This window comes from Halorubrum lacusprofundi ATCC 49239, assembly GCF_000022205.1.
Taxonomy (GTDB): domain Archaea; phylum Halobacteriota; class Halobacteria; order Halobacteriales; family Haloferacaceae; genus Halorubrum; species Halorubrum lacusprofundi.
Genome location: NC_012029.1, coordinates 82,245 through 102,351, shown reverse-complemented (window position 1 = coordinate 102,351; position 20,107 = coordinate 82,245). Strand labels below are relative to the sequence as shown.

The window sequence follows — 20,107 nt, the reverse complement described above, 5'->3', positions numbered from 1 at the left end:
GGCGTCGGCAGTCGTCTTAGTCGTCGGCCGGCGCCGCGCCGGAGCCGTCGTCGACGTGCTGCTGTTTGACCCACGAGAGCTTGCCGCCCGCCGAGAGGATCTCGCGCTCGCGCTCGGAGGCGTCCAGATCGGCGGTGAACTCCCACTCGCCGTTGACGCTCACGGTGAACTCCTCCTGTCCGGAGGAGACGCCCGCGGGCACGTCGTCGACGATTTCGAGGTCGTCGCCCTGTTCGATCTTCTCGTACGTCTCCGCGTCGATCGCGAGCGGGACGATGCCGAAGTTGAACAGGTTCGCCTTGTGGATGCGGGCGAAGCTCTGCGCGAAGACCGCCTCGATACCGAGGTACATCGGACAGAGGGCCGCATGCTCGCGCGAGGAGCCCTGCCCGTAGTTCTCGCCGGCCACGAGGACGCCGCCGTCGGCGTCGAGTGCACGCTGCGCGAACGTGTCGTCGACGCGCGAGAGCGTGAACTCGGAGAGCTTCTCGATGTTCGAGCGGAACTTCAGGATGTCCGCCGTCGCCGGGATGATGTGGTCGGTGGTGATGTTGTCCTTCATCTTGAGGAGCGCCTCACCGCCGTCCACGTCGATCCCGTCTTTGAGCGGCACGTCGCCGATGTTCGGGCCCTTGACGAGGCCGTCGTCGATCGCCTCGTCGGGCGAGATGATGTCGGCGTCGTCCTGACCCATGCCGGGGCCGTACTTCGTCCCCATCTCCAGACCGGGCGCTTCGAGGTCGCCGAGGTCGGCGGCGAGGTCACGCGGGTCGACGATTTTGCCCGTGATGGCCGCCGCGGTGGCGACCTCGGGCGAGCAGAGGAAGACGGAATCGTCTTCGATGCCGGAGCGACCCTCGAAGTTGCGGTTGAAGGTGCGCAGCGAGACGGAGTCGGAGGCGGGCACGTGACCGATACCGATACACGCGCCACACGTCGCCTCGGAGAAGTTGACGCCGGCCGCCATCATCTCCGCGGTCCAGCCCTCGCGGGCCAGCATCTCGGAGGCCTGCTTGGAGCCGGGCGCGACGATCATCTCGGTCCCCTTGTTGACCTCGCGGCCCTCCAGCATCTTCGCGCTGGGGAGGATGTCCTCGTAGGCGCCGTTGGTACAGGAGCCGATGATGACCTGCTCGACGTCGGTGCCCTCGTACTCGCTGACGGGGGCGACGTTGTCGGGCATCGACGGCGCGGCCACGAGCGGCTCGAGCTCGCCGAGGTCGACTTCGATCGTCTCCGCGTACTCCGCGTCGTCGTCGGGCTGGAGGTCGACGTGCTCCTCCTCGCGGTCCTGACGCGCGAGCCAGTCTTTGGTCTTCTCGTCGGTCGCGAAGATCGAAGAGGTGGCGCCGAGCTCGGTGCCGAGGTTCGTGATCGTGGTCCGCTCGGGGATCGAGAGCTTCTCGGCGCCGGGGCCGGTGTACTCGAAGATCTTGCCGACGCCGCCCTTGACGGTCAGCTCGCCGAGCAGGTGGAGCGCCACGTCCTTGGCGGTCGCCCACTCGGGGAGCTCGCCTTCGAGGTGGACGTTGACGACTTCCGGCATCTCGACGTAGTAGGGGCCGCCGCCCATCGCGACGGCGATGTCGAGGCCACCGGCGCCGATCGCGAGCTCGCCGAGCCCGCCGGGGGTCGGCGTGTGCGAGTCGGAGCCGAGCAGGGTCTTGCCGGGCGCCGCGAAGTTCTCCTTGTGGACCTGGTGGCAGATTCCGTTTCCGGGCCGGGAGAAGTACGCGCCGTACGTGCCGGCCGCGGAGCGGAGGAACCGGTGGTCGTCGGTGTTCTTGAAGTCGAACTGGTACGTCTGGTGGTCGCAGTACTGCGCGGCCAGTTCCGTCTGGACCTCGTCCAGATCGAGGGCCTCGAACTGGAGCCACACCATCGTCCCCGTGGTGTCCTGTGTCAGCACTTGGTCGATCTCGATGCCGATCTCCTCGCCGGGCGTCAGCTCGCCCTCGACGAGATGGTCACCGAGGATTTTCTCAGTAATCGTTTGTCCCATATCACGCAAATATGGCTCTCCCGTGGATATAAAACCCGCGAGTTTTTTGCAAGATCGACCATGTTAGATCGGTCGAGTCGGCGAATGTTGCGGAAGAACGGATATGGTACCATCATCCATGTGAGAAATAGACGTAACGAGAGTATAAGGCCAATAAAGGCCTATATCACCCGATATCGGGGGTTTGAATGGAATTCGCGATAGGGCCGATCGCTGCCCCGACCGCGGGCGACACCGTTTAATCTCGCCCGCGGATCCGGTCGAGCATGTTCGACTCAGGACAGACGGTCGCGACGGCGCTCAACGCGGGCGGCGCCGACCTCGACGACACACAGCGACAGCCGAACGGCGTCGACCTGACGGTCGGTGCGATCTACGAGCAGACGGAGCCGGGCGCGATCCGCCGCGACGGCAAGCGGGTCGGCGAGCGCGAGGAGATCGAACCGGAGGACGGCGCGTACCGGCTGGAAGCAGGCACGTACGTGGTCCGGTACGGTGAACCGGTTCGGATCCCCGACGAGCGGATCGGCTTTGTGCTCCCGCGGTCGACGCTGCTGCGCAACTCCTGTACTATCGACACCGCGGTCTGGGACGCGGGCTACGAAGGCGTCGGCGAGGGGCGCCTCGACGTGGGCCACGCGATCGCGATCGAGCCGGGAGCGCGGATCGCCCAGCTAGTGCTCGCGACGGCCGACCATGACGGGACCTACGACGGGACGTATCAAGGCGAGCGGCTCTAGGTCGGATCAGCGACCGCAATCGCGGCGAGCTCTGCGGATGACGCTGATCTGCAGTTGCGGACTGCGATCCGAGAAGCGACGCCGCGGATCAGCCGCTCGGGAAACGGATCAGCCGCTCGGGAAACGGATCAGCCGCTCTAGGGTAGTGAAAGGAATGAACGGCACGCCCGTGCCGGGAAAAGGTGGCACGAGCGTGTCGTTCAGTAGGTCCCCGCTGACACTTCGGCCCTCCAAGCGAAGCGTCACCTGAAATAACTGGTGGAATCCACTTAAGCGTGCCGGGGGCGGCAGAGTTGTCGTGTTAGAAACCGGTGAAATCTACACAATACCGGGGCGGAAACGCGCTCAGTCACTGCTTCGCTGGGTGGTCGTCGCGGAGTTGAGACTGACCTGTCCCGAGAAGTCGCTCTCGGAGGGTGCCGTCGCCGCGGGGCGAGTCACCCGCATCGTCGGGGTCCGGGACGAGCCCTCGCTCGCGCAGTTCGGGGACGACGAGGTCGACGAAATCGGTCAGCGAGTCGGGGCGGACGACCTCCTTCACGTTGAAGCCGTCGACGCCGACCGCCTCGTGCCAGTGCTCCAGGTCGTCGACGACCTGCTCCGGGGTGCCGACGATCGTCGGCGAGGTGGTTCCGAGCCCGCAGAACTCGGCGACCTCGCGGACGGTCCACTCGCGGTCCGGCTGGGCCTTGGTGAACGCGTTCATCGTCCCTTGAATCGCGTCGGTCTCGATGTGTTCGACCTTCTGATCGGGGTCGAGTTCCGACAGGTCCATGTCAAGGAATCCGGAGAGGAGCGCGAGCGTCGCCTCGACGTCGACGTGACTTTTGTACGCCTCGTGTTTCGCCTCGGCGGCCGCCTCCGTCTCGCCGACGACGGGTACAACGCCGATGAAAAAGCGGAGGCTCTCGGGGTCTCTCCCGTGGTCCGCCGCGCGCGACTTCACGTCCGTCACGTACTCGCGGACGCCCTCCTCGGTCGGCTGGCTGGCGAAGACGGCCTCAGCGTTGGCCGCTGCGAACTCCCGACCCCGGTCCGACGAGCCCGCCTGATAGATCACGGGCGTCCGCTGGGGAGAGGGCTCGCAGCCGTGGGGACCGGGCACCGAGAAGTGCTCGCCCTCGTGGTCGATCGTCGAGACTTTCTCTGGATCGGTGTACCGGCCCGCCTCGCGATCGATCTCGACGGCGTCGTCGTCCCACGACTCCTCCCAGAGCTTGTAACAGACGTCGAGGAACTCGTCTGCACGGTCGTATCGCGTCTGCTTGTCCATCCGCTCGGAGAGCCCGAGGTTCTCGGCGGCCGACTGGAGGTACGAGGTGACGACGTTGATCGCGACCCGCCCGTCGGTGAGATGATCGAGCGTGGAGAACTCCCGCGCGAGCTGGTAGGGGTGGGTGTAGGTGGTCGAGCGCGTGATCGCGAAGCCGAGGTCGTCGGTGACCTCCGCCATCGCGGGAACGACGAGCTGCGGGTCGCTCGCAGGCGTCTGAACCGCCTTCTCGACGGCCGTCTCGCGGTCGTCGCCGTACACGTCGTAGATCCCGCGCACGTCGGCGAAGAAGACCGCGTCGAAGCCGCCGCGTTCGGCAGTCCGGGCGACCTCGGTCCAGTACTCGCGGTCGGTGTACTCCGGCGATCGGTCGCCAGGGTACGTCCACGACCCGGGCGAGACGTGCTCGACCGAGGCCATGGTGAAGAGGTTGAGATGCAAATGGTCGGACATAGAACGCGGTACGCGATCCGCGGGTAATACCCCACAGAAAGGGGCGGGACTTGTCGGCGTCGGGGACGCGGGAAACGACGGTGAGAAGCGGAGGTGAACGAGGTGACTGCGAGAAGCGGAGGTGAACAAGGTGACTGCGAGAAGCGGAGGTGAACGAGGTGACTGCGAGAAGCGGAGGTGAACGAGGTGACTGCGAGAAGCGGAGGTGACTACGGCGACAGCGTCTCCGGCGAGGAGACGTACGCGGCGAAGTCGGAGGTCGTGATGATCCCGATGGGCGTGTCACCGTCGACGACGGGCACGTGGTGGAATCCGTGTTCGACCATGAGCGACGCGACGGCCGAGACGGAGTCCTGCGCGCCGGCCGTGATCGGATCGCGCGTCATGTACCGCTCGACGGTCGTCTCCGCCTTCGGCTGGCTCTTCGCGACGATGTCGACGAAGTCCGTCGTGGTGAGGATACCGACTAAGGCGCCGTCGTCGTCGACGACCAGCGCCGAGCTAATGTCGTTGTCGAGCAACACAGCCGCCGCGTCCTCGACCAGCGTGTCGGGCGTTACGGTGTGAATGTCGCTCGTCATCAGCCGCGCGACGAACACGTCATCGATCTCGTCCATACCCGAGAGTCCGTCGCTCGGGATATAAGGATTCCCACAGAGAGCGTCGGCACCGGCTACAGGAACCGCGAGAGGCCCGACTGCCGACGCGGACCGTCACCGGTGGGATCGGCCACCCACGCGGTCCGCTCGTCACGGAGGGGGCCCCGGTCGGTTGCGGGGGGATCCGCAGGCTCGTGCGCGCGACAGGGCGCACCGCAGTCGCGCCCGGGATCGACGATCCGATCGAACCGATTGCAGTGCGGGCGCCCGTCAGCAGTCGTCGACGCGTGCGCGCAGCCCGGGGGATCCGGGCGCCATCCCTTCCCGTAGGCGCGCTCGGCGATCCGGCGGCGCTTTCGCGCCTTCGCGGCGGGGTCGACGAGCGCCACATCCGTCTGGAGCGCGCGTTCCTCCCGAATCTCGACGCCGGGCGCGTCGGGTTCGAAGGGCGTCGACTCCCGAACGACCTCGCGCTCGCCCGTGTCGGGATCGAACCGCCAGACGCCGACCGCCTCGGGGATCCGATTGAGATGCGCACGGGTGACGTAGGAGGCGGTCGCGAGCACGACCTCGTCGAACAGTCCGAGCGCGGCGTCGTATCGCAGTTGAGCTGCCAGATCGCCGGGCGTACCGAGGTCCGGCTTGTTCTCGATCGCGGTCAGCGAGCCGACCCAGTCGTCGGGGTAGCGGGCGGTCGCGCGCACGATCGGGCGCCCGTCTCGGCGCTCGCGTTCGAGGTAGCCAACTTCCGCCGCGCGTTCGGCGACCGCCTCAGCACGGTCCGGCGGGAGGTCGAACGCCTTCTTGAGGGGAACCGCCTCGCCGGGACCGACTGCTGCCTCGATCGCGGGATCCGGGATCCGGTCGGGCGTGATCGCCGCGCGGCGGTCGAACCCCGGGCCGGGCGTCAGCACGCAGACGTCGACGATCCGGCCGCCGGGGTTTTCGATCCCGGCCCCGAGCTGGCGGGCGACGACGCGGTCCGGCGACTCGAGCGCGGCACACAGCGCCAACTCGAACCGGAACTCCATGAGCGAGGGAGGGACGCAGGCGAGTAAAGCGCGTCGGCGGCGGGGTGTCGGTGCCAGGCGCGGCGTTGAGAGAGCGAGAGCCGGAGCGATTCCACCACGGTCGAAACCGGTATTCCCCGCCGGCGCCAACGGCGACCATGCGCCGGGTTACCCGGAATCTCCTCATCGCCATCGCCCTGGTGGTCGTCGCCCTGCTCGCGCTGGGGGCGCTCCCGAGCTACCTCGGAAGCGGCGATCCGTACTACCTCACCGCCGAGCCGATAGAGACAAACGAGACCGCGGCCGACGTGAACAACGTCTCCGACCGGCGGTACCCGTTCCTCACGAGCGCGCTCGCGAGCGACGACGGTCGCTCCGAGGGGTACCAGACCGGCCCGTACGGGGTGAAGAAGTGGTTCACCCATACCCCGTTCGACGAGGTGGACGCGCTCACCCGACAGGTGCCGGAGGCGGCGACCGGCGACGGGGTCCGCGTCCGCCGCGACGGACGGGTCTACTACGTGGAGGTGGTACGGCCGTGAGCGACGACCTCCGCGACCTGCCGGCCTTCGACGACGGGCGGACCCACTCGCTACCGGGCGAGCCGGAGTGGCCGGTCCGGGAGGTCGTCGTCGAGTACGACGAGGGGTGGTTCGTCGGCGGGTACGACCGCGTCGAGCAGCCCGACGGGACGGAGAAGAAGTACTACTGGGCGGAACTGTCGCCCGCGACGATCGTGGTCGCGGTCGCCGACGACCAGGTGTTGTTCGTCGAGCAGTACCGACCGACCGTGCGGAACACCCAACTGGAGCTTCCCGCGGGGATCGTCGAGCCCGGCGAGTCGTACACCGCCGCCGGCGCCCGCGAACTCGCCGAGGAGACCGGATTTGAACCGTCGTCGACATCGCTGCTGCAGGAGGTGTGGTGTTCAACTGGGGTTCTCCGGCACAAACGCGGCTACGTGTTTGCCGAGGGGTTAGAGCCGGTCGACGTCGACCACGACAGCAACGAGTTCCTCGTCCCGCGGACGGTCCCGATCGACGAGGCGCTGGCGGTCGCCCGAGAGCCGCCGACCAACGACGCGACGCTGGAGGGGTTGCTGTTGGCCAAAGCGGACGGCTGTTTATAAGGGATCGACGGCCACCGTCGCCGGGTATTTATAAATTGCCGCCGGATCGCCGAGCGTGATCGTCCTCCAGACCGGTCCCGATACGTCGAATATCCTCCTCGCCGGCGTCGTCGGCCTCGCACTCCTTGCGTCCGCGGTCGCGATCGTCGCCGTCGTGTCCCGCGACGCCGCCGCTCGGGGCGTCTCCAAGCCTCGTCGATGGCTGATAGGCGTCGGCGCGGCGCTGTTTCCGGTCCCGGTGTTCGTGGCGTACATCCTTTTCGCATCTCGGATCGGCGAGCGTGCGGAGCCGGTACCCCGAATCGACCGGATCGCCGGCTGGCTCGCCGCCAGCGCAGCGATCTCGGTCCTCGGCGGCGCGATCCTCTCGCCGCCGGACCCGGTTACCCAACTCCGGTACGCCGCGGGGCTGTTCGTCGCGCTCGCCGCTCTCTTTTATATACCGACGTTCCGTCGCGGCCCGCTCGTCGGCGGCGCGTGAGACGATCGATTCGCGGTGTGTCGCAGAACCCGACACGCGTCCAGTTCCCCGCGCCGACGGGGAGGTATTAGTCGCCTCGGTCCCAGACTCAGTCCATGAGCCGGACCTCGGACCAGTCGGTGTTGCTGTCGGACGACCCCCCGCTCGATCTCCGCCTCTCGGAGGAGGAGTTGGAGAACGCCCGCGAGCGCATTGTTTCCTTTATCGCCGATCTCGTCGACGACGCGGGATCTGAGGGCGCCGTCCTCGGGCTCTCTGGCGGGATCGACTCGACGCTGACTGCCCACCTCGCGGTCGAAGCGCTCGGCGAGGACGGCCTCCACGGGATCACGATGCCCGCCGAGGTGAACGATCCGGACGTGATGAGCGACGCCGAGCGCGTCGCCCACGACCTCGGGATCGAGTACGACGTGGTCGAGATCCAGCCGATCGCGGAGTCCGTCTTCGACGCGTTCCCCGAGGCCGCCGACGACCGCATGGCGGCGGGGAACGTCTACGTCCGGACCCGCGCCGTGTTGAACTACTTCGTCGCCAACGCCGAGAACCGGATCGTGCTGGGAACCGGGAACCGCGCGGAGGCGATGACGGGCTACTTCACGAAGTACGGCGATCAGGCGGTCGACTGCAACCCGATCGGAAACCTGTACAAACAGCAGGTGCGCCAGCTGGCCGCGCACGTCGGCGTGCCCCGCGATCTGGTGATGCAGGAGCCGACCGCCGGCATGTGGGAGGGCCAGACCGACGCGGCGGAGATGGGACTCGACTACGACACCGTCGACGCGATCTTGGCGGTCCACGTCGACGGCGGGCTCTCTCGAGCGGCGACGGTCCGCGAACTCGACGTGCCGGAGGAGGCCGTCGACCGCGTCGTCGAACTCGTCGAGCGCAGCGCTCACAAACGATCGATGCCGCCCGCGCCCGAGCGCTAGGCGTCGTCGGGGCAATGAACCAAGAAAGGTCGGAAGGCCGAGAGAGACCGGTCAGCGGGATTCAGGCGTTTTGTGCCCGTTCTTTTGCGACCTCGGCGATCCCGGCGTTCGCCGAGCAGTTCGGACACGCGTGTATCCGGCCGCGAGCGTCCGAGAACACCCGGGCGAATCGGTCGGAGACGTGCGCCTCGCAGTGTTCACACGTGGGCATAGTGAGGAGCGGTATCGTAGGTCATGTTCGGTACACCTTCACTTGGTGCTACGGCCTCAAGACTGCTTTCCGAATTCCGTCCCAAATTCGACCCAGATCGGGGGATCGAGACGGCGAAAACGGGAGAGTAGCGGTCACGAGAGACGAAAGAAACCGGGAACGGCAGAGGTGAGAAAATGACGGAGAAGCGCGCCGAGCGCGATCAGAAGTCGCGAAGCGCTTCGAGAACGTCGTGTGCGGAGCCGTCGTCGATAACTGCTCGGGCCGCGTCGAGGCCGTCCTCGATCGAGTCGGCGTCTTCGCGGGCGTAGATACGGAGCGCAGCGTTGACCGCGACCGCGTCGGCGAAGGGCCCGTCGCGCTCGCCGGTCAGCACCGCCTCGGTGATTTCTGCCGACTCGACCGCGACGTCGTCGACCGCGAGGTCCTCCTCTTCGAGGTCCATCCCGTACTTGGCGGTCTCGATCTCGAAGTCGTCGAAGGACGCGCCCTCGCTGCCGGCGTCTCCCGCTTCGTCCCCGTCGCCGCCCGCCGCGTCCCACTCGGCGACCTTGGTGTAGCCGGGGCGCACGTCGTCGTACCCCTCCATCCCCTGGAACATCAGGACGCGGTCGAGGTCGTGGAACTCGCTTTCTACGAACGTGTCGACCACCTTCTTCGCGAACGCGAGGTGGTAGAAGGAGCCGAGGTGGACCGACGCCCCGGCGGGGTTCGCCAGCGTCTCGATCGTGTTGACGAACGTCCGGACCCCCATCTGGTCGCGGCGGTCGAACAGGTCGTCGATGGCGGGGTTGAACGCGGGCTGGTAGTAGAAGCCGAAGCCGGTCTCGTCGACCATGTCGGCGGAGTCCGAAGGCGTCAGCTCGGTGTGGACGCCCAGCTCGTCGAGGACGTGCTTGTACGCGTCCTGCTTCTGGGTGGGGACCCGGTCGCCCGAATGGACGACGACAGGGGTGCCCGCGGCGGCCGCGACGACGCCGGCCGCGACGCCGAGGATCGCGGAGCGTCCCTTGCCGTCGTAGTTGGCGCCGCAGTCGACGGGGTCGGCGTCGGGTTCGGCGTATTCGACGCGCTCGCACATCACGTCGACGTACGCGCCGAGTTCCTCGGCCGTGTTCCGCTTCCAGCGGTTCGCGAGCCAGAACGCCCCGAGCGTGGTCGGGTCGGGCTCGTCCGCGAGGATGCGCTCGAACGCCTCGGTCGCCTGCGCGCGCGTCAGGTCGTCGGCCGACTTGTGGCCGGAGCCGCAGACATCGGTCATCAGCCGTTTGAGGGGCCAGTCGCCGAACTCCTGAGTCGCCTGAGCCATACGCGCCGTTCGAGACCTCGAACGAAAAGTCCCTCGCTCGGCTCCCGAGTGCTGGGAAGGACACAGACCGACGCGTTACCGAGGGGACGAGGACCGAGTCATCGCGTCTCGCTTGCGGCGCGCGCGAGCGACAACGCCGGGAACCGAGGCGATTCTCGCCGGTTCCGTGGTACTCGATCACATAATAGGATAATACGATCGTTGTGTTCTGAGACAATATTAGGTAAGTACAACAGTTTTTGTCGCTAGTGGATTCCGTAACGGACCTCAAAAGGAGTTAGAGTTATATGTTCGTCCATCTAGTGAACAGTTGTTCCCGATGACGTCCAAATCCGTCGCCACCGCACTCACGCTGTACCGCGCCCGCACACTGACCCTCGAACAGGCCGCCACCGTCGGCGGCTGCTCGACGGCACAGCTCGAGGAGAGCGCCCGGGCGTTCGCGCCGACGCCGGGTGAGACGCCTGCTGACGACTGACGCCTCCGTCGACGACGACAGCGACTGACCCCCGTCGTTCCCGCTGACGACCGAGCTTCGAATCGGATAACTGTCCCCGAACGTCTCCGAAACCCGTAGGTACGCGCGCTACCTAGTCGTCACAATGAGTCTGGACGCCGACTGGCGGGCCGACATCGACGCCGTCGACGCGGCCCTCATCGACGAGTACCAGAGCGGCTTCCCCGTCGAATCACGTCCGTTCGAGCGGGTCGCCCGCGATATCACGGCCGAGACGGGCGTCGACATCGACGCCGACGCGGTTCTCGACCGCGTCCGCGATCTCCGAGAGCGCGGCGTGTTCCGGCGGTTCGGAGCGGTGCTCAATCCTCCAGTCATTGGTTCCTCGACGCTCGCGGCGGTGCGCGCGCCGGAGGATCGATTTAACGAGGTCGCCGAGGTCATCAACGGCTACCAGCAGGTGAACCACAACTACCGGCGCGACCACGAGTGGAACCAGTGGTTCGTCGTCACCGCGGGCTCCCGCGAGACCCGCGACGCGATCCTCGCAGAGATCGAGGAGCGGACCGGCTGTGAGGTGCTGGCCCTCCCGATGCTCACCGACTACTACATCGATCTGGAGTTTCCCGTCGTCAACGGGGACCGGTTCGCGCGGGAGTCGGGCGAGGCGCGAAGCGCCTCGGACTCCGCGAGCGGGGAGCGAAGCGACCCGCGAGCGTCGGACCACACAGACGTCTCCGCCACCCGAATCTCCGAGAACGCCCGCGGCGATCTCACGCCCCTCGAAGGCGATCTCCTCTTGGCGATTCAGGACGGCTTCCCCCTGTCTTCGACCCCCTACGCCGACGTGGCGAGCGAGATCGACGCCCCCATCGAGGACGTGCTCGCAGCGGTCGAGCAACTCCTCGCGGACGGCTGCATCAAGCGGATCGGCTGCGTCGTCAACCACGTCGTCACCGGGTTCACGAACAACTGCATGGTGGTCTGGGACGTACCCGACGACGAGCTCGACGAGCGCGGCGAGGCGGTCGGGAGCCTCCCGTACGTCACGCTGTGTTACCACCGGCCGCGTCGCCCGGAGCAGGAGTGGGAGTACAACCTGTTCACCATGATCCACGGCCGCGAGGCCGAGGCGGTCGACGCGAAGATCGACGAGCTGGCGGCCGACCACCTCCCCTTCACCCACGAGCGGCTCTACTCGACGGAGACGCTGAAACAGACCGGTGCGCGGTACGAGGATCTCGTCGCGGACGGGGAGTAAGCGGGAAACGGGAACGCGGCTCAGTCGTCGCCGAGGACGGTCGTGTGCTCCTCGGCGTCGGGGGCAACAGCGGGGTCGGTGGCGACAAATTCGCGGTCGTCATCGAGGCGGTTGAGCGCGTCCGCGCCCATAACCGCGACGACGACGAAGCCGACCTTCGAGACGATATCGAGGTAGACGAACACGAGCATCTCCGTCGTCGGCGTCAGCAGGCCGAACCCGGTGGGCGCGAGCAGCCACACGACCGGGTACAGCGTCCACAACACCACCGTGATGTTCCGGAGCGTACCGAAGACGGCGCGGATCCGGTCCCCCTCCGCCGAGGCCGACCGCGGGAGCGAGACGAGGAGCCCGTAGACAAGTCCGAGGTACGCGACTCCGGCGACGCCGAAGGCGACCCACGAAACCGTTCCGGTGGTGGCAGCGGCGACGATACCGCCGGCGATGATCACCACGTCGACCCCGATCAGCCCGACGAGCACGCGTCGGGACGGCCGGGCGAGCAGCCCGAGGTAAAGGATCAAAAGCGGTGTCGTCACGAGCCAATCGACGTACCGAACGACTTCGAGGTCACCGGCCGACACCGACACCGTGCCGACATCGAGCGCCATCGCGAAGTACGCGAGCGCCGCGACGCCGGTGACCCCGGCGAGCGTCAGATAGTAGACGGCGTGTGACTCCCCGGTCTCCGAAGACCGGGAGAACCACGCCCACAGCGGGAGGATCGTGCCAGCGCCCATAGCGAGCACGCCGAGCCACGCCCAGACGGAGGTGTCGACGAGCATCTCAGTTCACCCCCGCTCCGTCCACTCCTTCATCGGCGGGGTTGTCGCCGGCGCGGTCGGGTGCCTCACTCCCGTGAGAAAAGTCGAAGGAGCCGTCGTCGGTCCCGCCATCGGAACCCCCGTCTGAGACCGCGGTAGTGGTGGCGTCGCGGCCGCGACCGTCGGACACGGGGGTAGACGCGGCGCCGAGGCCGTCGTCGGCCGCGAACTCGAAGTCATCCACCGCGCCGCGCAGCGCGAGCGCGCGGTCCGAGAGCGACTCGGCGGCAGTCTCGACCGCGCCGAGAGTCTGTTCCTGCTCGTCGACCGCGCCGGTGACGTCGCCGGCCGCACTCGCGGTCTGTGCACTGATCGCGGAGACGTCCTCGACGTGCCCGACCACTGCGTCGACGGAGTTGGCCTGCGTCTCGGTCGCCCGGGTGATTTCGGTCATACTCGTGTCGGTCCGCTCGGAGGCCTCTGCGAGGCGTTCGAGCGCGTCGATCGACGTCTCGACGGTCTCGACGCCGGCGGAAATTCGCTGTTCGGTGCGTTCCATCGCGTCGGCGCCCGTCTCCGCGCGCTCCTGCACGGAGTGGATCCGGGCTTCGATCTCACTCGCCGATTTTTGGGTCTCCTCGGCCAGCGCCTTCACCTCCTCGGCGACGACCGCGAAGCCGGCGCCGTCGGCACCGGAGCGAGCCGCCTCGATCGAGGCGTTCAGCGCGAGCAGGTTCGTCTGCTCGGCGATCTCCGAGATGGTGTCGACGACTTCGCCGATCTCCTCGACCTCCTCGGCGAGCGCTTCGACCTCCGCGGTCGTCTCCGCGGTCGTCTCCTCGACCGCGTCCATCTCCGCGAGCGCCTCCTCGGCGGCCTCGCGTCCCTCCTCGCCGACCGCGGCGGCGTGCTCGGCGGTCTCCGCCACGTCGGTGACGGTGGAGGCGACCTCCTCGGCCGAGGACGCGAGGTTCTCCGCCTCGTCGGTCGCTCCCTGCAGGTCGTCGCGCTGGGTGCGCGCCCCCTCGGCGATCTCCTCGACCGCGTCGGAGACGGTCCCGGTCGTCGCTCGGAGGCTCTCCGTGCGGTCGTCGACGGTGCCGGCCACGTCGGCGGTGTCCTCGGCGACGGTTGCGACGGAGGCGACCGTCCCCTCCAGTTCGTCGGCCATCTCGTTGAACGCGGCGCCGACCCGCGCCATCGCCTCGTTGTCGCTATCGGAGTCGACCCGCTGGGTCAAGTCGCCGTCGGCGAACGCGCGCATCGCCGACTCGTACTCGGTCGCCTTGCGCTCGACCGTCTCGGCGCGGCCCGTCGCCTCGCGTCGCGCCCGCTCAGCCTCTTCGCGGGCCGCCTCAGCGTCGTCGATCTCGGAGCGGAGCGAGCCGCGCATGGCGTCGAACGCTCGGAACAGCCGCCCGATCTCATCGGTGCGTCCCGTCTCCAGCCGCACGTCGAGATCCCCCTCAGCCATCCGCTCGGCCTTGTCCGTAAGCTGTCGCAGGGAGATGACCGTGTTCGATCCGACGGTGACACCGATAAGTGCGAGCCCGATCACCGTCAACAGCGTCATCCCGATGAGCCCGGAGCGGACCTCCGCACCCGCGGCCCCGGCCTCCTCCGCGCGGAGGTAGACGATGACGCCGTATGAAACTGAGACCCCCATGACTCCGATCAGCGACAGCGCGAGCTTCGCGCCGTAACTCGATCGGACGCCGGAGGACGATTCCGCTTGCATGATGTACGAATTTCCACGGATCGGACCGGCATAATAACTGTCACCCGAATATTAGGACTGATAACGGTCTCCGCCGCCGAACTCCGATCAGCGCGGGAGCGGGCGACGCTGCACCGAGAAACCGGACGACACCTCACCCGAGAAGGTACCGCGTCCACGGGTACCGCTCGACGAGGGGCTGACCGCCGATCTCGTACTGCTCGACGTAGGCGTCGAGTCCGAGGATCCGTCCGGCGCCGAACGCGGCGACCGAGAGGAACACAAGCATGTACGCGAAGTCGCCGTTGATGTAGCCGTGCGAGATGTCCCAGTTCCCGAGGTAAAACATGAGCATCATGAACGCGCCCCAGAAGGCGGCGAGCCGCGTGAGGAGCCCGACAATCACGCCGAGGCCGATGAGGACCTCACCCCACGGCACCGCGACGTTCACGAAGTCGATGAACAGCGCGCTCTCGCCCATCGCGGCGAACAACCCGGCGGCCGGACTGCCGTTCGCGGCGGGCGCGTTCTGGAGATATCCCACGGCGCTGAACTCGCCGCTGAGAACCTTATCGAGGCCGCTTTGGAAGAACGCGAGTCCGATCATCAGCCGCAGCGCGAGGATGAACCAGACGCTGAGCGTGTGGAGTCTCCCTTCCACCGAAACGCCGCCGATCGTGCTTCGTAGCGCGACTTCTTGTGTTGACATATGTCCCCCAACTCCTCGCCTATATATAAATAGCGAGCAGACTTCTGGGGGGGCGAAGGTCGAGTTCGCGGCCGCCGACGGCCGGCGACGCCCGGCAACAACCGTCGACGGCAGCCACCGCGGCGGACCTGACCGGTACGTTGAGGTGGCTGCCAAACCCTTCTGACGTATGTCCAACACGTTCGACAGGCTCGGGTACGGGACGTACAAGCTGGCCGACGGCGAGGAGTGCGTCGGCGGCGTCGCGCACGCGATCGAGACGGGGTACCGCCACATCGACACGGCACAGGGATACGACAACGAGGCGTCGGTGTCGGTGGGGATCGACCGCACCGACGTCGGCCGCGAGGACCTGTTCGTCGCGACGAAGCTCTCGACGGGCAACCTCTCGTACGACGACGCGACCGCAACTGCGAGGGTGAGCCGCGACCGGCTCGGCGTCGACTCGATCGACCTGCTGTACGTCCACTGGCCGATCAACACCTACGATCCGGAGGAGACGCTGCCCGCGCTCGACGACCTCGTCGACGACGGCGTCGTCGACCGGATCGGGCTCTCGAACTTCCAGCCAGACCAGCTCGACGAGGCGATCGATCGACTCGATCACGACGTGTTCGCGCATCAGGTGGAGTGTCACCCGCTGCTCCAGCAGGAGAAGCTGCGCGAACGCGCGGCCGAGCACGACCACTGGCTCGTCGCCTACTCGCCGATCGCACGCAACCGCGTCGCCGACGTGGACGTGCTTCAGGAGATCGCGGCGGCCCACGACGCGAGCCCGGCGCAGGTGAGCCTCGCGTGGCTGCTCTCGAAGGATCGCGTCGCCCCGATCCCGAAGGCGGCCGACTTCGATCACGTCGAGGCCAACTGGGCTGCCCGCGAGATCGACCTGACCGCCGATGAGATCGGCCGAATCGACACGCTCGATCGCGGCGAACGGATCGTCGACTTCGAGGAAGCGCCGTGGAATCACGAGTGAGCCCCTCGCGGAATCGACGCTGAGCCGACGCCGACCTCGCGGTGCTATATAGCCGTACAGACCAGTCAAACCGGCTATACGACCCTCATAGTCGGTTTCACGTGATGTGGCGCCGATCCTGTGACCGTGACCGACACCGAACCCAAGCGCCCCGGACGGCCCGCGCTCCTCGCCGCGACACCGAGCGGCAAACGGGTGGAACAGTGGCTTCGGACGCTCGCACTGCTGGCCGGTGTACTCGGTCTGCTGATCGGCCTGTTCACGCTGGAACTCGTCGGTCGACTGTGAGCGACCGCGGACCCGAATCCCCGCCGAGCGGAACTGAACGCCCGGTCGCACCGAACCGGACCGCAGACGCCTCGTCGTCTCGGATTTTACTTCCGCTTTCGGGCGCGCTTTTAAAAGGTGTCGGCACGACGACTCGGGTATGAGTCAGTCCACGTTCGACGACGACGACGACCTGTTCGGCGAGGCCGCCGAGGAAACCCGTGCCGAGGTCGAAGAGCACCTGCAGGCCGCCCGCGCGGAGCTTCCTGACGCCGATGCGGTGTGGGAGACGGACGCGGACAACGTGCTCGGCGCGCTCAATGGGCTGAAGTCGGCGCTGGATGTCGGCGATGCGGTCGACAGTGTCCGCTCGGCGAAGAAGGCGTACGTCCTCGGCGAGCGCGCCGACGCCTTCGAGGACGCCGACGATTTAAAAGCGGAGATCGAAGCGCTGGAGTCGCTCGTCGCCGACATCGAGGCCGCCGCCGAGGAGGTCGCCTCGCTCACCGGCACCGTGCCCGCGATCCGCGGCGCGCTGCAGGACGCGGCGGAGGCGGGCGACGACGAGAGCGAAGACGACGAGGACGGGGAAGACGAGGAGTAGCCGCGCTCGTCGTCTCCCCGTCCCTTTTAAACGGACTTCCGATCGACGACAGCCGCCGTCAGTTCCGCGAGCGCGTCGCTCGCGAGGTCCAACAGGACTTCACCGCGCTCGGCGTCGCCCGCGGTCGGGTCGCCGACCACGCCGTTGTCGCTGAACTCGTCGGAGTCGTGCGCGAGGTTCACGCCAGAGACCCACTCACCCCAGCGGTCGGCCGCCCCCTCGCGGGCGGCCTCGATCCGGTCCTCTCGGACGAGGTCGGGATTCGTCGCGCGCAACAACGCCGTCTCCAGCGGGCCGGCGTGGCCCATGTCGCCGGCGTGCTCGCCGACCGCCTCGAACCAGGTGAACGCGACCGCGTAACCGTCGTGACCGTCGTCCCGCGAGAACCGGCGGGCGACCTCTGCGAGCGCCTCCACGTTCCCGCCGTGTCCGTTGACGAACACCACTCGGTCGATCCCGTGGTGTGGCAGCGATTCGGCCGCCTCGCGGACGTACGCCCGGAACGTGTCCGGCGATATCCACATCGTCCCGTCGAACGCGCGGTGCTCCTCGGCGACGCCGACGGGAATCGGCGGGGTAACGACAACGTCGGCGGACGATTCGGTCTCCACCGCCTCGTAGGCCGCCGCGCCCGCCTCCGCGACCGCGACCGCGTTGAGCGTGTCGGTCCCGAGCGGCGCGTGCGGGCCGTGCTGTTCGGTGCTGCCGACGGGGACGAACGCGACGTCGATGTCGGCGTCACGCACGTCGGTCCAGGTGGCGTCCGCGAGTCGCATACCGGTTCGTCGACGGGACGCGTCGTATAGGCGACGGTCCGCAGTCGGTTCGGGAGATGGATCAAACGCGCTCAGGCCGAGCGAGGGAATTAATCCGACGGGCGATGAGAGACGAGCTATGGACAACGACAAGGAGGATCCAGCACGGGCGTACGGGGTGACGTTCGGACCGCTGAAACCGGCGCTCCGCGAACACCAGTATCCGGTGTCAGTCTCGGAGCTGATCGAACAGTACGGGGGGTTCGAACTGGAGACCGCGGCGGGCGAACAGCGGCTGGAGTCGGTGCTTCAGGAGTGCGAGGCGACGACGTTCGCCGAGCCGTGGGAGGTCAGAGAGGCAGTTCTGAGCGGACTCAACGACGACGCAGTGGTCGGGTATCACGGCGACCCGGCGGAGAGCGAGGGGCGCGACGCGTCGGAGATCGACGGGACCGGCGACTGGAGCCAGCTGTCTGAGTAGTCCGCTGCGCTCGACACCTCAGTCGTCGTCGCTCTCGGCGTCCTCGACCAGGCGCGCAGTGCGCTCCTGCGCGCGGTCGATGAACTCCTGTGGCAGTTCGTCGATCTCGCCGGCCTGCACGCCCCAGAGATGCGCGTACAGTCCGCTGTTGTCTAACAGCTCGTCGTGGGTGCCGCGCTCGGCGATCTCGCCGCCCTCTAACACGAGGATGGTGTCGGCGTCTTTGATCGTCGAGAGGCGGTGCGCGATCGCGAACGTGGTACGGTCGGCGGTGAGCCGGTCGAGCGAGCGCTGGATCAGCATCTCCGTCTCGGTGTCCACGTCCGAGGTCGCCTCGTCGAGGATGAGGAGGTCCGGGTCCTTCAGCACCGCTCGCGCGATGGTGACGCGCTGGCGCTGCCCGCCGGAGAGCTTCACGCCGCGCTCGCCGACCATGGTGTCGTAGCCCTCCGGGAGGTTCTTGATGAACTCGTGGGCCTCCGCGGCCTCCGCAGCCTCGCGGACCTCCTCGTCGGTCGCCTCGAAGGTGCCGTAGGTGATGTTCTCGCGGATGGTGCCGTAGAAGAGGTACGACGACTGCCCGACGTAGCCGATCGAGCGGCGGAGCGATTTGAGCGTCACGTCGCGCACGTCCTGCCCGTCGATCCGGATCGATCCCTCATCGACATCGTACATCCGGAGCAGCAGCTTGAGGACCGTCGATTTCCCGGCACCGGTCGGACCGACGAGGGCGAGCGTCTCGCCGCCCTCGACCGCGAAGTCGATGTCGGAGACGATGGTCTCCTCGTCGTAGCCGAAGCTCACGTCGTCGTAGACCACGTCGCCGTCGCCGACGGTCAGATCCTCGGCGTCGGGGTCCTCGGCGAGTCGCGACGGCTCGTCCATCAGCCCGAAGATCCGCGCGGAGGAGGCGCGGGCGCGCTGGTACATGTTGATGATCTGCCCGAACTGCGCCATCGGCCAGATGAACCGCTGGGTGTAGAGGATGAAGACGACGAACATCCCGACCGAGAGGTCGCCGGTGAACGGGCCCGGCGGAGTGTCCTGAAACACCCAGAGCCCACCGATGACAAACGTGAGCACGAAGCCGATACCGGCGAGCACGCGGAGCGCCGGGAAGAACTTGATCCGGGTCGTGATCGCGTCCCAGTTGGCGTCGAAGTAGTCCATCGAGACGTCGTCGACGCGGTCGGACTCGTACGGTTCGGTGTTCGACGACTTGATCACCTGAATGCCGCCGAGGTTGTTCTCCAGCCGAGAGTTCATCTTCCCGACCGACGAGCGCACCTCAGCGTACTTCGGCTGGATGATCTTGATGAACAGATAGGTGAATCCGCCGATGATCGGGACCGGGAGGAGCGCGACCAACGCGAGCTGCCAGTTTATCCAGAACAGCAGCACGCCGATCCCGACGACCATCACGGAGAGGCGGAACAGCGAGTTCATTCCGTCGTTTAAGAATCGTTCGAGCCGGTTCACGTCGTTCGAGAGAATGGACATCATCTCCCCCGTCTGCTTGTCGGAGAAGAACTCCATGTTGAGCCGCTGCATCTTGTCGTAGGTGTCGGTCCGAACGTCGTGCTGGATGTTCTGCGCGAAGGCGTTGAACCCCCAGTTCCGGATCCAGTGGAAGCCGGCCCCGATACCGAACGCGGCCCCGATGACGGCGATAGTGAACCAGAACTGTTCGGTCTGTCCCGTCGGGAGCCACGCGTCGGGGAGGATCACGAGCGGGATCTGCTCGCTGAACAGCGCGTCCTCGTAGAACACGGCGTCGATGGCGATCCCGAGCATGAGCGGCGGGAGGAGGTCGAGGAGCCGCGCGAAGACGCTGGCGAAGATACCGACGGAGACCTGCGGGAGGTAGTCGCGACCGTACGCGAGGAACAGTCGTTTCATCGGGTTCTCGATCTTGTCCCGCTGTTCCTCGAAGGGGTCGTCGTCCTCCCATTCGGCGCTACTCATTATCGTTCCATATCG

At 67.1% G+C, this 20,107-nt stretch carries 22 protein-coding genes; 11 read left to right on the top strand and 11 right to left on the bottom strand.

What is annotated here, in order from left to right; genetic code table 11:
- Window positions 1–16: 16 nt before the first annotated feature.
- Complete coding sequence (locus HLAC_RS00490; protein WP_012659348.1) at window positions 17–2,002, bottom strand: aconitate hydratase; 1,986 nt, start codon at window positions 2,000–2,002, stop codon at window positions 17–19.
- A gap of 266 nt (window positions 2,003–2,268) precedes the next feature.
- Here HLAC_RS00490 and HLAC_RS00485 point away from each other — a divergent pair, with 266 nt between their 5' ends.
- The gene (locus HLAC_RS00485; RefSeq protein WP_012659347.1) at window positions 2,269–2,742 is read left to right on the top strand and encodes a deoxyuridine 5'-triphosphate nucleotidohydrolase; all 474 of its coding nucleotides are present in this window, start codon (window positions 2,269–2,271) and stop codon (window positions 2,740–2,742) included.
- Window positions 2,743–3,091: 349 nt separating this feature from the next.
- On the opposite strand, the gene HLAC_RS00480 is transcribed toward HLAC_RS00485, so the two are convergent.
- The 3 genes from HLAC_RS00480 to HLAC_RS00470 form a co-directional block, all read right to left on the bottom strand.
- On the bottom strand, window positions 3,092–4,468 hold the full coding sequence (locus HLAC_RS00480; protein WP_012659346.1) for an LLM class flavin-dependent oxidoreductase: 1,377 nt from the start codon (window positions 4,466–4,468) through the stop codon (window positions 3,092–3,094).
- Window positions 4,469–4,677: 209 nt separating this feature from the next.
- Window positions 4,678–5,085 carry a CBS domain-containing protein gene (locus HLAC_RS00475; protein ID WP_012659345.1) on the bottom strand — a complete coding sequence of 136 codons (408 nt, stop codon included), beginning with the start codon at window positions 5,083–5,085 and terminating at the stop codon, window positions 4,678–4,680.
- Window positions 5,086–5,141: 56 nt separating this feature from the next.
- Window positions 5,142–6,098 carry a DUF5787 family protein gene (locus HLAC_RS00470; RefSeq protein ID WP_012659344.1) on the bottom strand — a complete coding sequence of 319 codons (957 nt, stop codon included), beginning with the start codon at window positions 6,096–6,098 and terminating at the stop codon, window positions 5,142–5,144.
- Window positions 6,099–6,235: 137 nt separating this feature from the next.
- Here HLAC_RS00470 and HLAC_RS00465 point away from each other — a divergent pair, with 137 nt between their 5' ends.
- The 4 genes from HLAC_RS00465 (at window position 6,236) to HLAC_RS00450 (ending at window position 8,616) form a co-directional block, all read left to right on the top strand.
- Complete coding sequence (locus tag HLAC_RS00465; RefSeq protein WP_012659343.1) at window positions 6,236–6,619, top strand: hypothetical protein; 384 nt, start codon at window positions 6,236–6,238, stop codon at window positions 6,617–6,619.
- Window positions 6,616–7,206, top strand: a complete 591-nt coding sequence (locus HLAC_RS00460) for an NUDIX hydrolase (RefSeq protein WP_012659342.1) — start codon at window positions 6,616–6,618, stop codon at window positions 7,204–7,206. The genes HLAC_RS00465 and HLAC_RS00460 overlap by 4 nt, the downstream gene beginning before the upstream one ends.
- 55 nt (window positions 7,207–7,261) lie before the next feature.
- On the top strand, window positions 7,262–7,687 hold the full coding sequence (locus HLAC_RS00455; RefSeq protein WP_012659341.1) for a hypothetical protein: 426 nt from the start codon (window positions 7,262–7,264) through the stop codon (window positions 7,685–7,687).
- 95 nt (window positions 7,688–7,782) lie between these two features.
- Entirely contained in the window at window positions 7,783–8,616 is an 834-nt protein-coding gene (locus HLAC_RS00450; RefSeq protein WP_012659340.1) for an NAD+ synthase, read from the top strand.
- 61 nt (window positions 8,617–8,677) lie between these two features.
- Here HLAC_RS00450 and HLAC_RS19125 read toward each other — a convergent pair whose 3' ends face one another.
- On the bottom strand, window positions 8,678–8,827 hold the full coding sequence (locus HLAC_RS19125; protein ID WP_012659339.1) for a DUF7563 family protein: 150 nt from the start codon (window positions 8,825–8,827) through the stop codon (window positions 8,678–8,680).
- 202 nt (window positions 8,828–9,029) lie between these two features.
- Complete coding sequence (locus HLAC_RS00445) at window positions 9,030–10,136, bottom strand: anthranilate phosphoribosyltransferase (RefSeq protein WP_012659338.1); 1,107 nt, start codon at window positions 10,134–10,136, stop codon at window positions 9,030–9,032.
- A 319-nt stretch (window positions 10,137–10,455) separates the two neighbouring features.
- Here HLAC_RS00445 and HLAC_RS19120 point away from each other — a divergent pair, with 319 nt between their 5' ends.
- A complete protein-coding gene (locus tag HLAC_RS19120; protein WP_012659337.1) occupies window positions 10,456–10,614 on the top strand; it encodes a DUF7317 family protein in 159 nt (52 codons plus the stop codon).
- A 124-nt stretch (window positions 10,615–10,738) separates the two neighbouring features.
- Complete coding sequence (ahbB, locus tag HLAC_RS00440; RefSeq protein ID WP_012659336.1) at window positions 10,739–11,854, top strand: siroheme decarboxylase subunit beta; 1,116 nt, start codon at window positions 10,739–10,741, stop codon at window positions 11,852–11,854.
- A 20-nt stretch (window positions 11,855–11,874) separates the two neighbouring features.
- Here the strand turns inward: ahbB and HLAC_RS00435 are convergent, their stop codons facing one another.
- The 3 genes from HLAC_RS00435 to HLAC_RS00425 all read right to left on the bottom strand — a co-directional run bounded on the left by HLAC_RS00435 (window position 11,875) and on the right by HLAC_RS00425 (window position 15,044).
- On the bottom strand, window positions 11,875–12,639 hold the full coding sequence (locus tag HLAC_RS00435; protein WP_012659335.1) for a bacteriorhodopsin: 765 nt from the start codon (window positions 12,637–12,639) through the stop codon (window positions 11,875–11,877).
- A gap of 1 nt (window position 12,640) precedes the next feature.
- A complete protein-coding gene (locus HLAC_RS00430) occupies window positions 12,641–14,356 on the bottom strand; it encodes a methyl-accepting chemotaxis protein (protein WP_012659334.1) in 1,716 nt (571 codons plus the stop codon).
- Window positions 14,357–14,489: 133 nt separating this feature from the next.
- Window positions 14,490–15,044 carry a DoxX family protein gene (locus HLAC_RS00425; RefSeq protein ID WP_012659333.1) on the bottom strand — a complete coding sequence of 185 codons (555 nt, stop codon included), beginning with the start codon at window positions 15,042–15,044 and terminating at the stop codon, window positions 14,490–14,492.
- A gap of 169 nt (window positions 15,045–15,213) precedes the next feature.
- Between HLAC_RS00425 and HLAC_RS00420 the strand changes: the two genes are divergently transcribed.
- The 3 genes from HLAC_RS00420 to HLAC_RS00415 all read left to right on the top strand — a co-directional run bounded on the left by HLAC_RS00420 (window position 15,214) and on the right by HLAC_RS00415 (window position 16,891).
- Window positions 15,214–16,020, top strand: coding sequence for an aldo/keto reductase (locus HLAC_RS00420; RefSeq protein ID WP_012659332.1), 807 nt, complete (start codon window positions 15,214–15,216; stop codon window positions 16,018–16,020).
- A 126-nt stretch (window positions 16,021–16,146) separates the two neighbouring features.
- Window positions 16,147–16,308 (top strand): hypothetical protein, encoded by a 162-nt coding sequence (locus HLAC_RS18660; RefSeq protein WP_154018573.1) that lies wholly within the window; start codon window positions 16,147–16,149, stop codon window positions 16,306–16,308.
- A gap of 139 nt (window positions 16,309–16,447) precedes the next feature.
- Window positions 16,448–16,891 carry a DUF5790 family protein gene (locus HLAC_RS00415; protein WP_012659331.1) on the top strand — a complete coding sequence of 148 codons (444 nt, stop codon included), beginning with the start codon at window positions 16,448–16,450 and terminating at the stop codon, window positions 16,889–16,891.
- Between the two features lie 26 nt (window positions 16,892–16,917).
- Here HLAC_RS00415 and HLAC_RS00410 read toward each other — a convergent pair whose 3' ends face one another.
- On the bottom strand, window positions 16,918–17,667 hold the full coding sequence (locus HLAC_RS00410; RefSeq protein ID WP_012659330.1) for a creatininase family protein: 750 nt from the start codon (window positions 17,665–17,667) through the stop codon (window positions 16,918–16,920).
- A 118-nt stretch (window positions 17,668–17,785) separates the two neighbouring features.
- Between HLAC_RS00410 and HLAC_RS00405 the strand changes: the two genes are divergently transcribed.
- Window positions 17,786–18,127: a DUF5789 family protein gene (locus HLAC_RS00405; protein ID WP_012659329.1), complete on the top strand. Its 342-nt coding sequence runs from the start codon at window positions 17,786–17,788 to the stop codon at window positions 18,125–18,127.
- An 18-nt stretch (window positions 18,128–18,145) separates the two neighbouring features.
- On the opposite strand, the gene HLAC_RS00400 is transcribed toward HLAC_RS00405, so the two are convergent.
- Window positions 18,146–20,092: an ABC transporter ATP-binding protein gene (locus HLAC_RS00400; RefSeq protein WP_012659328.1), complete on the bottom strand. Its 1,947-nt coding sequence runs from the start codon at window positions 20,090–20,092 to the stop codon at window positions 18,146–18,148.
- Between the last annotated feature and the right edge of the window lie 15 nt (window positions 20,093–20,107).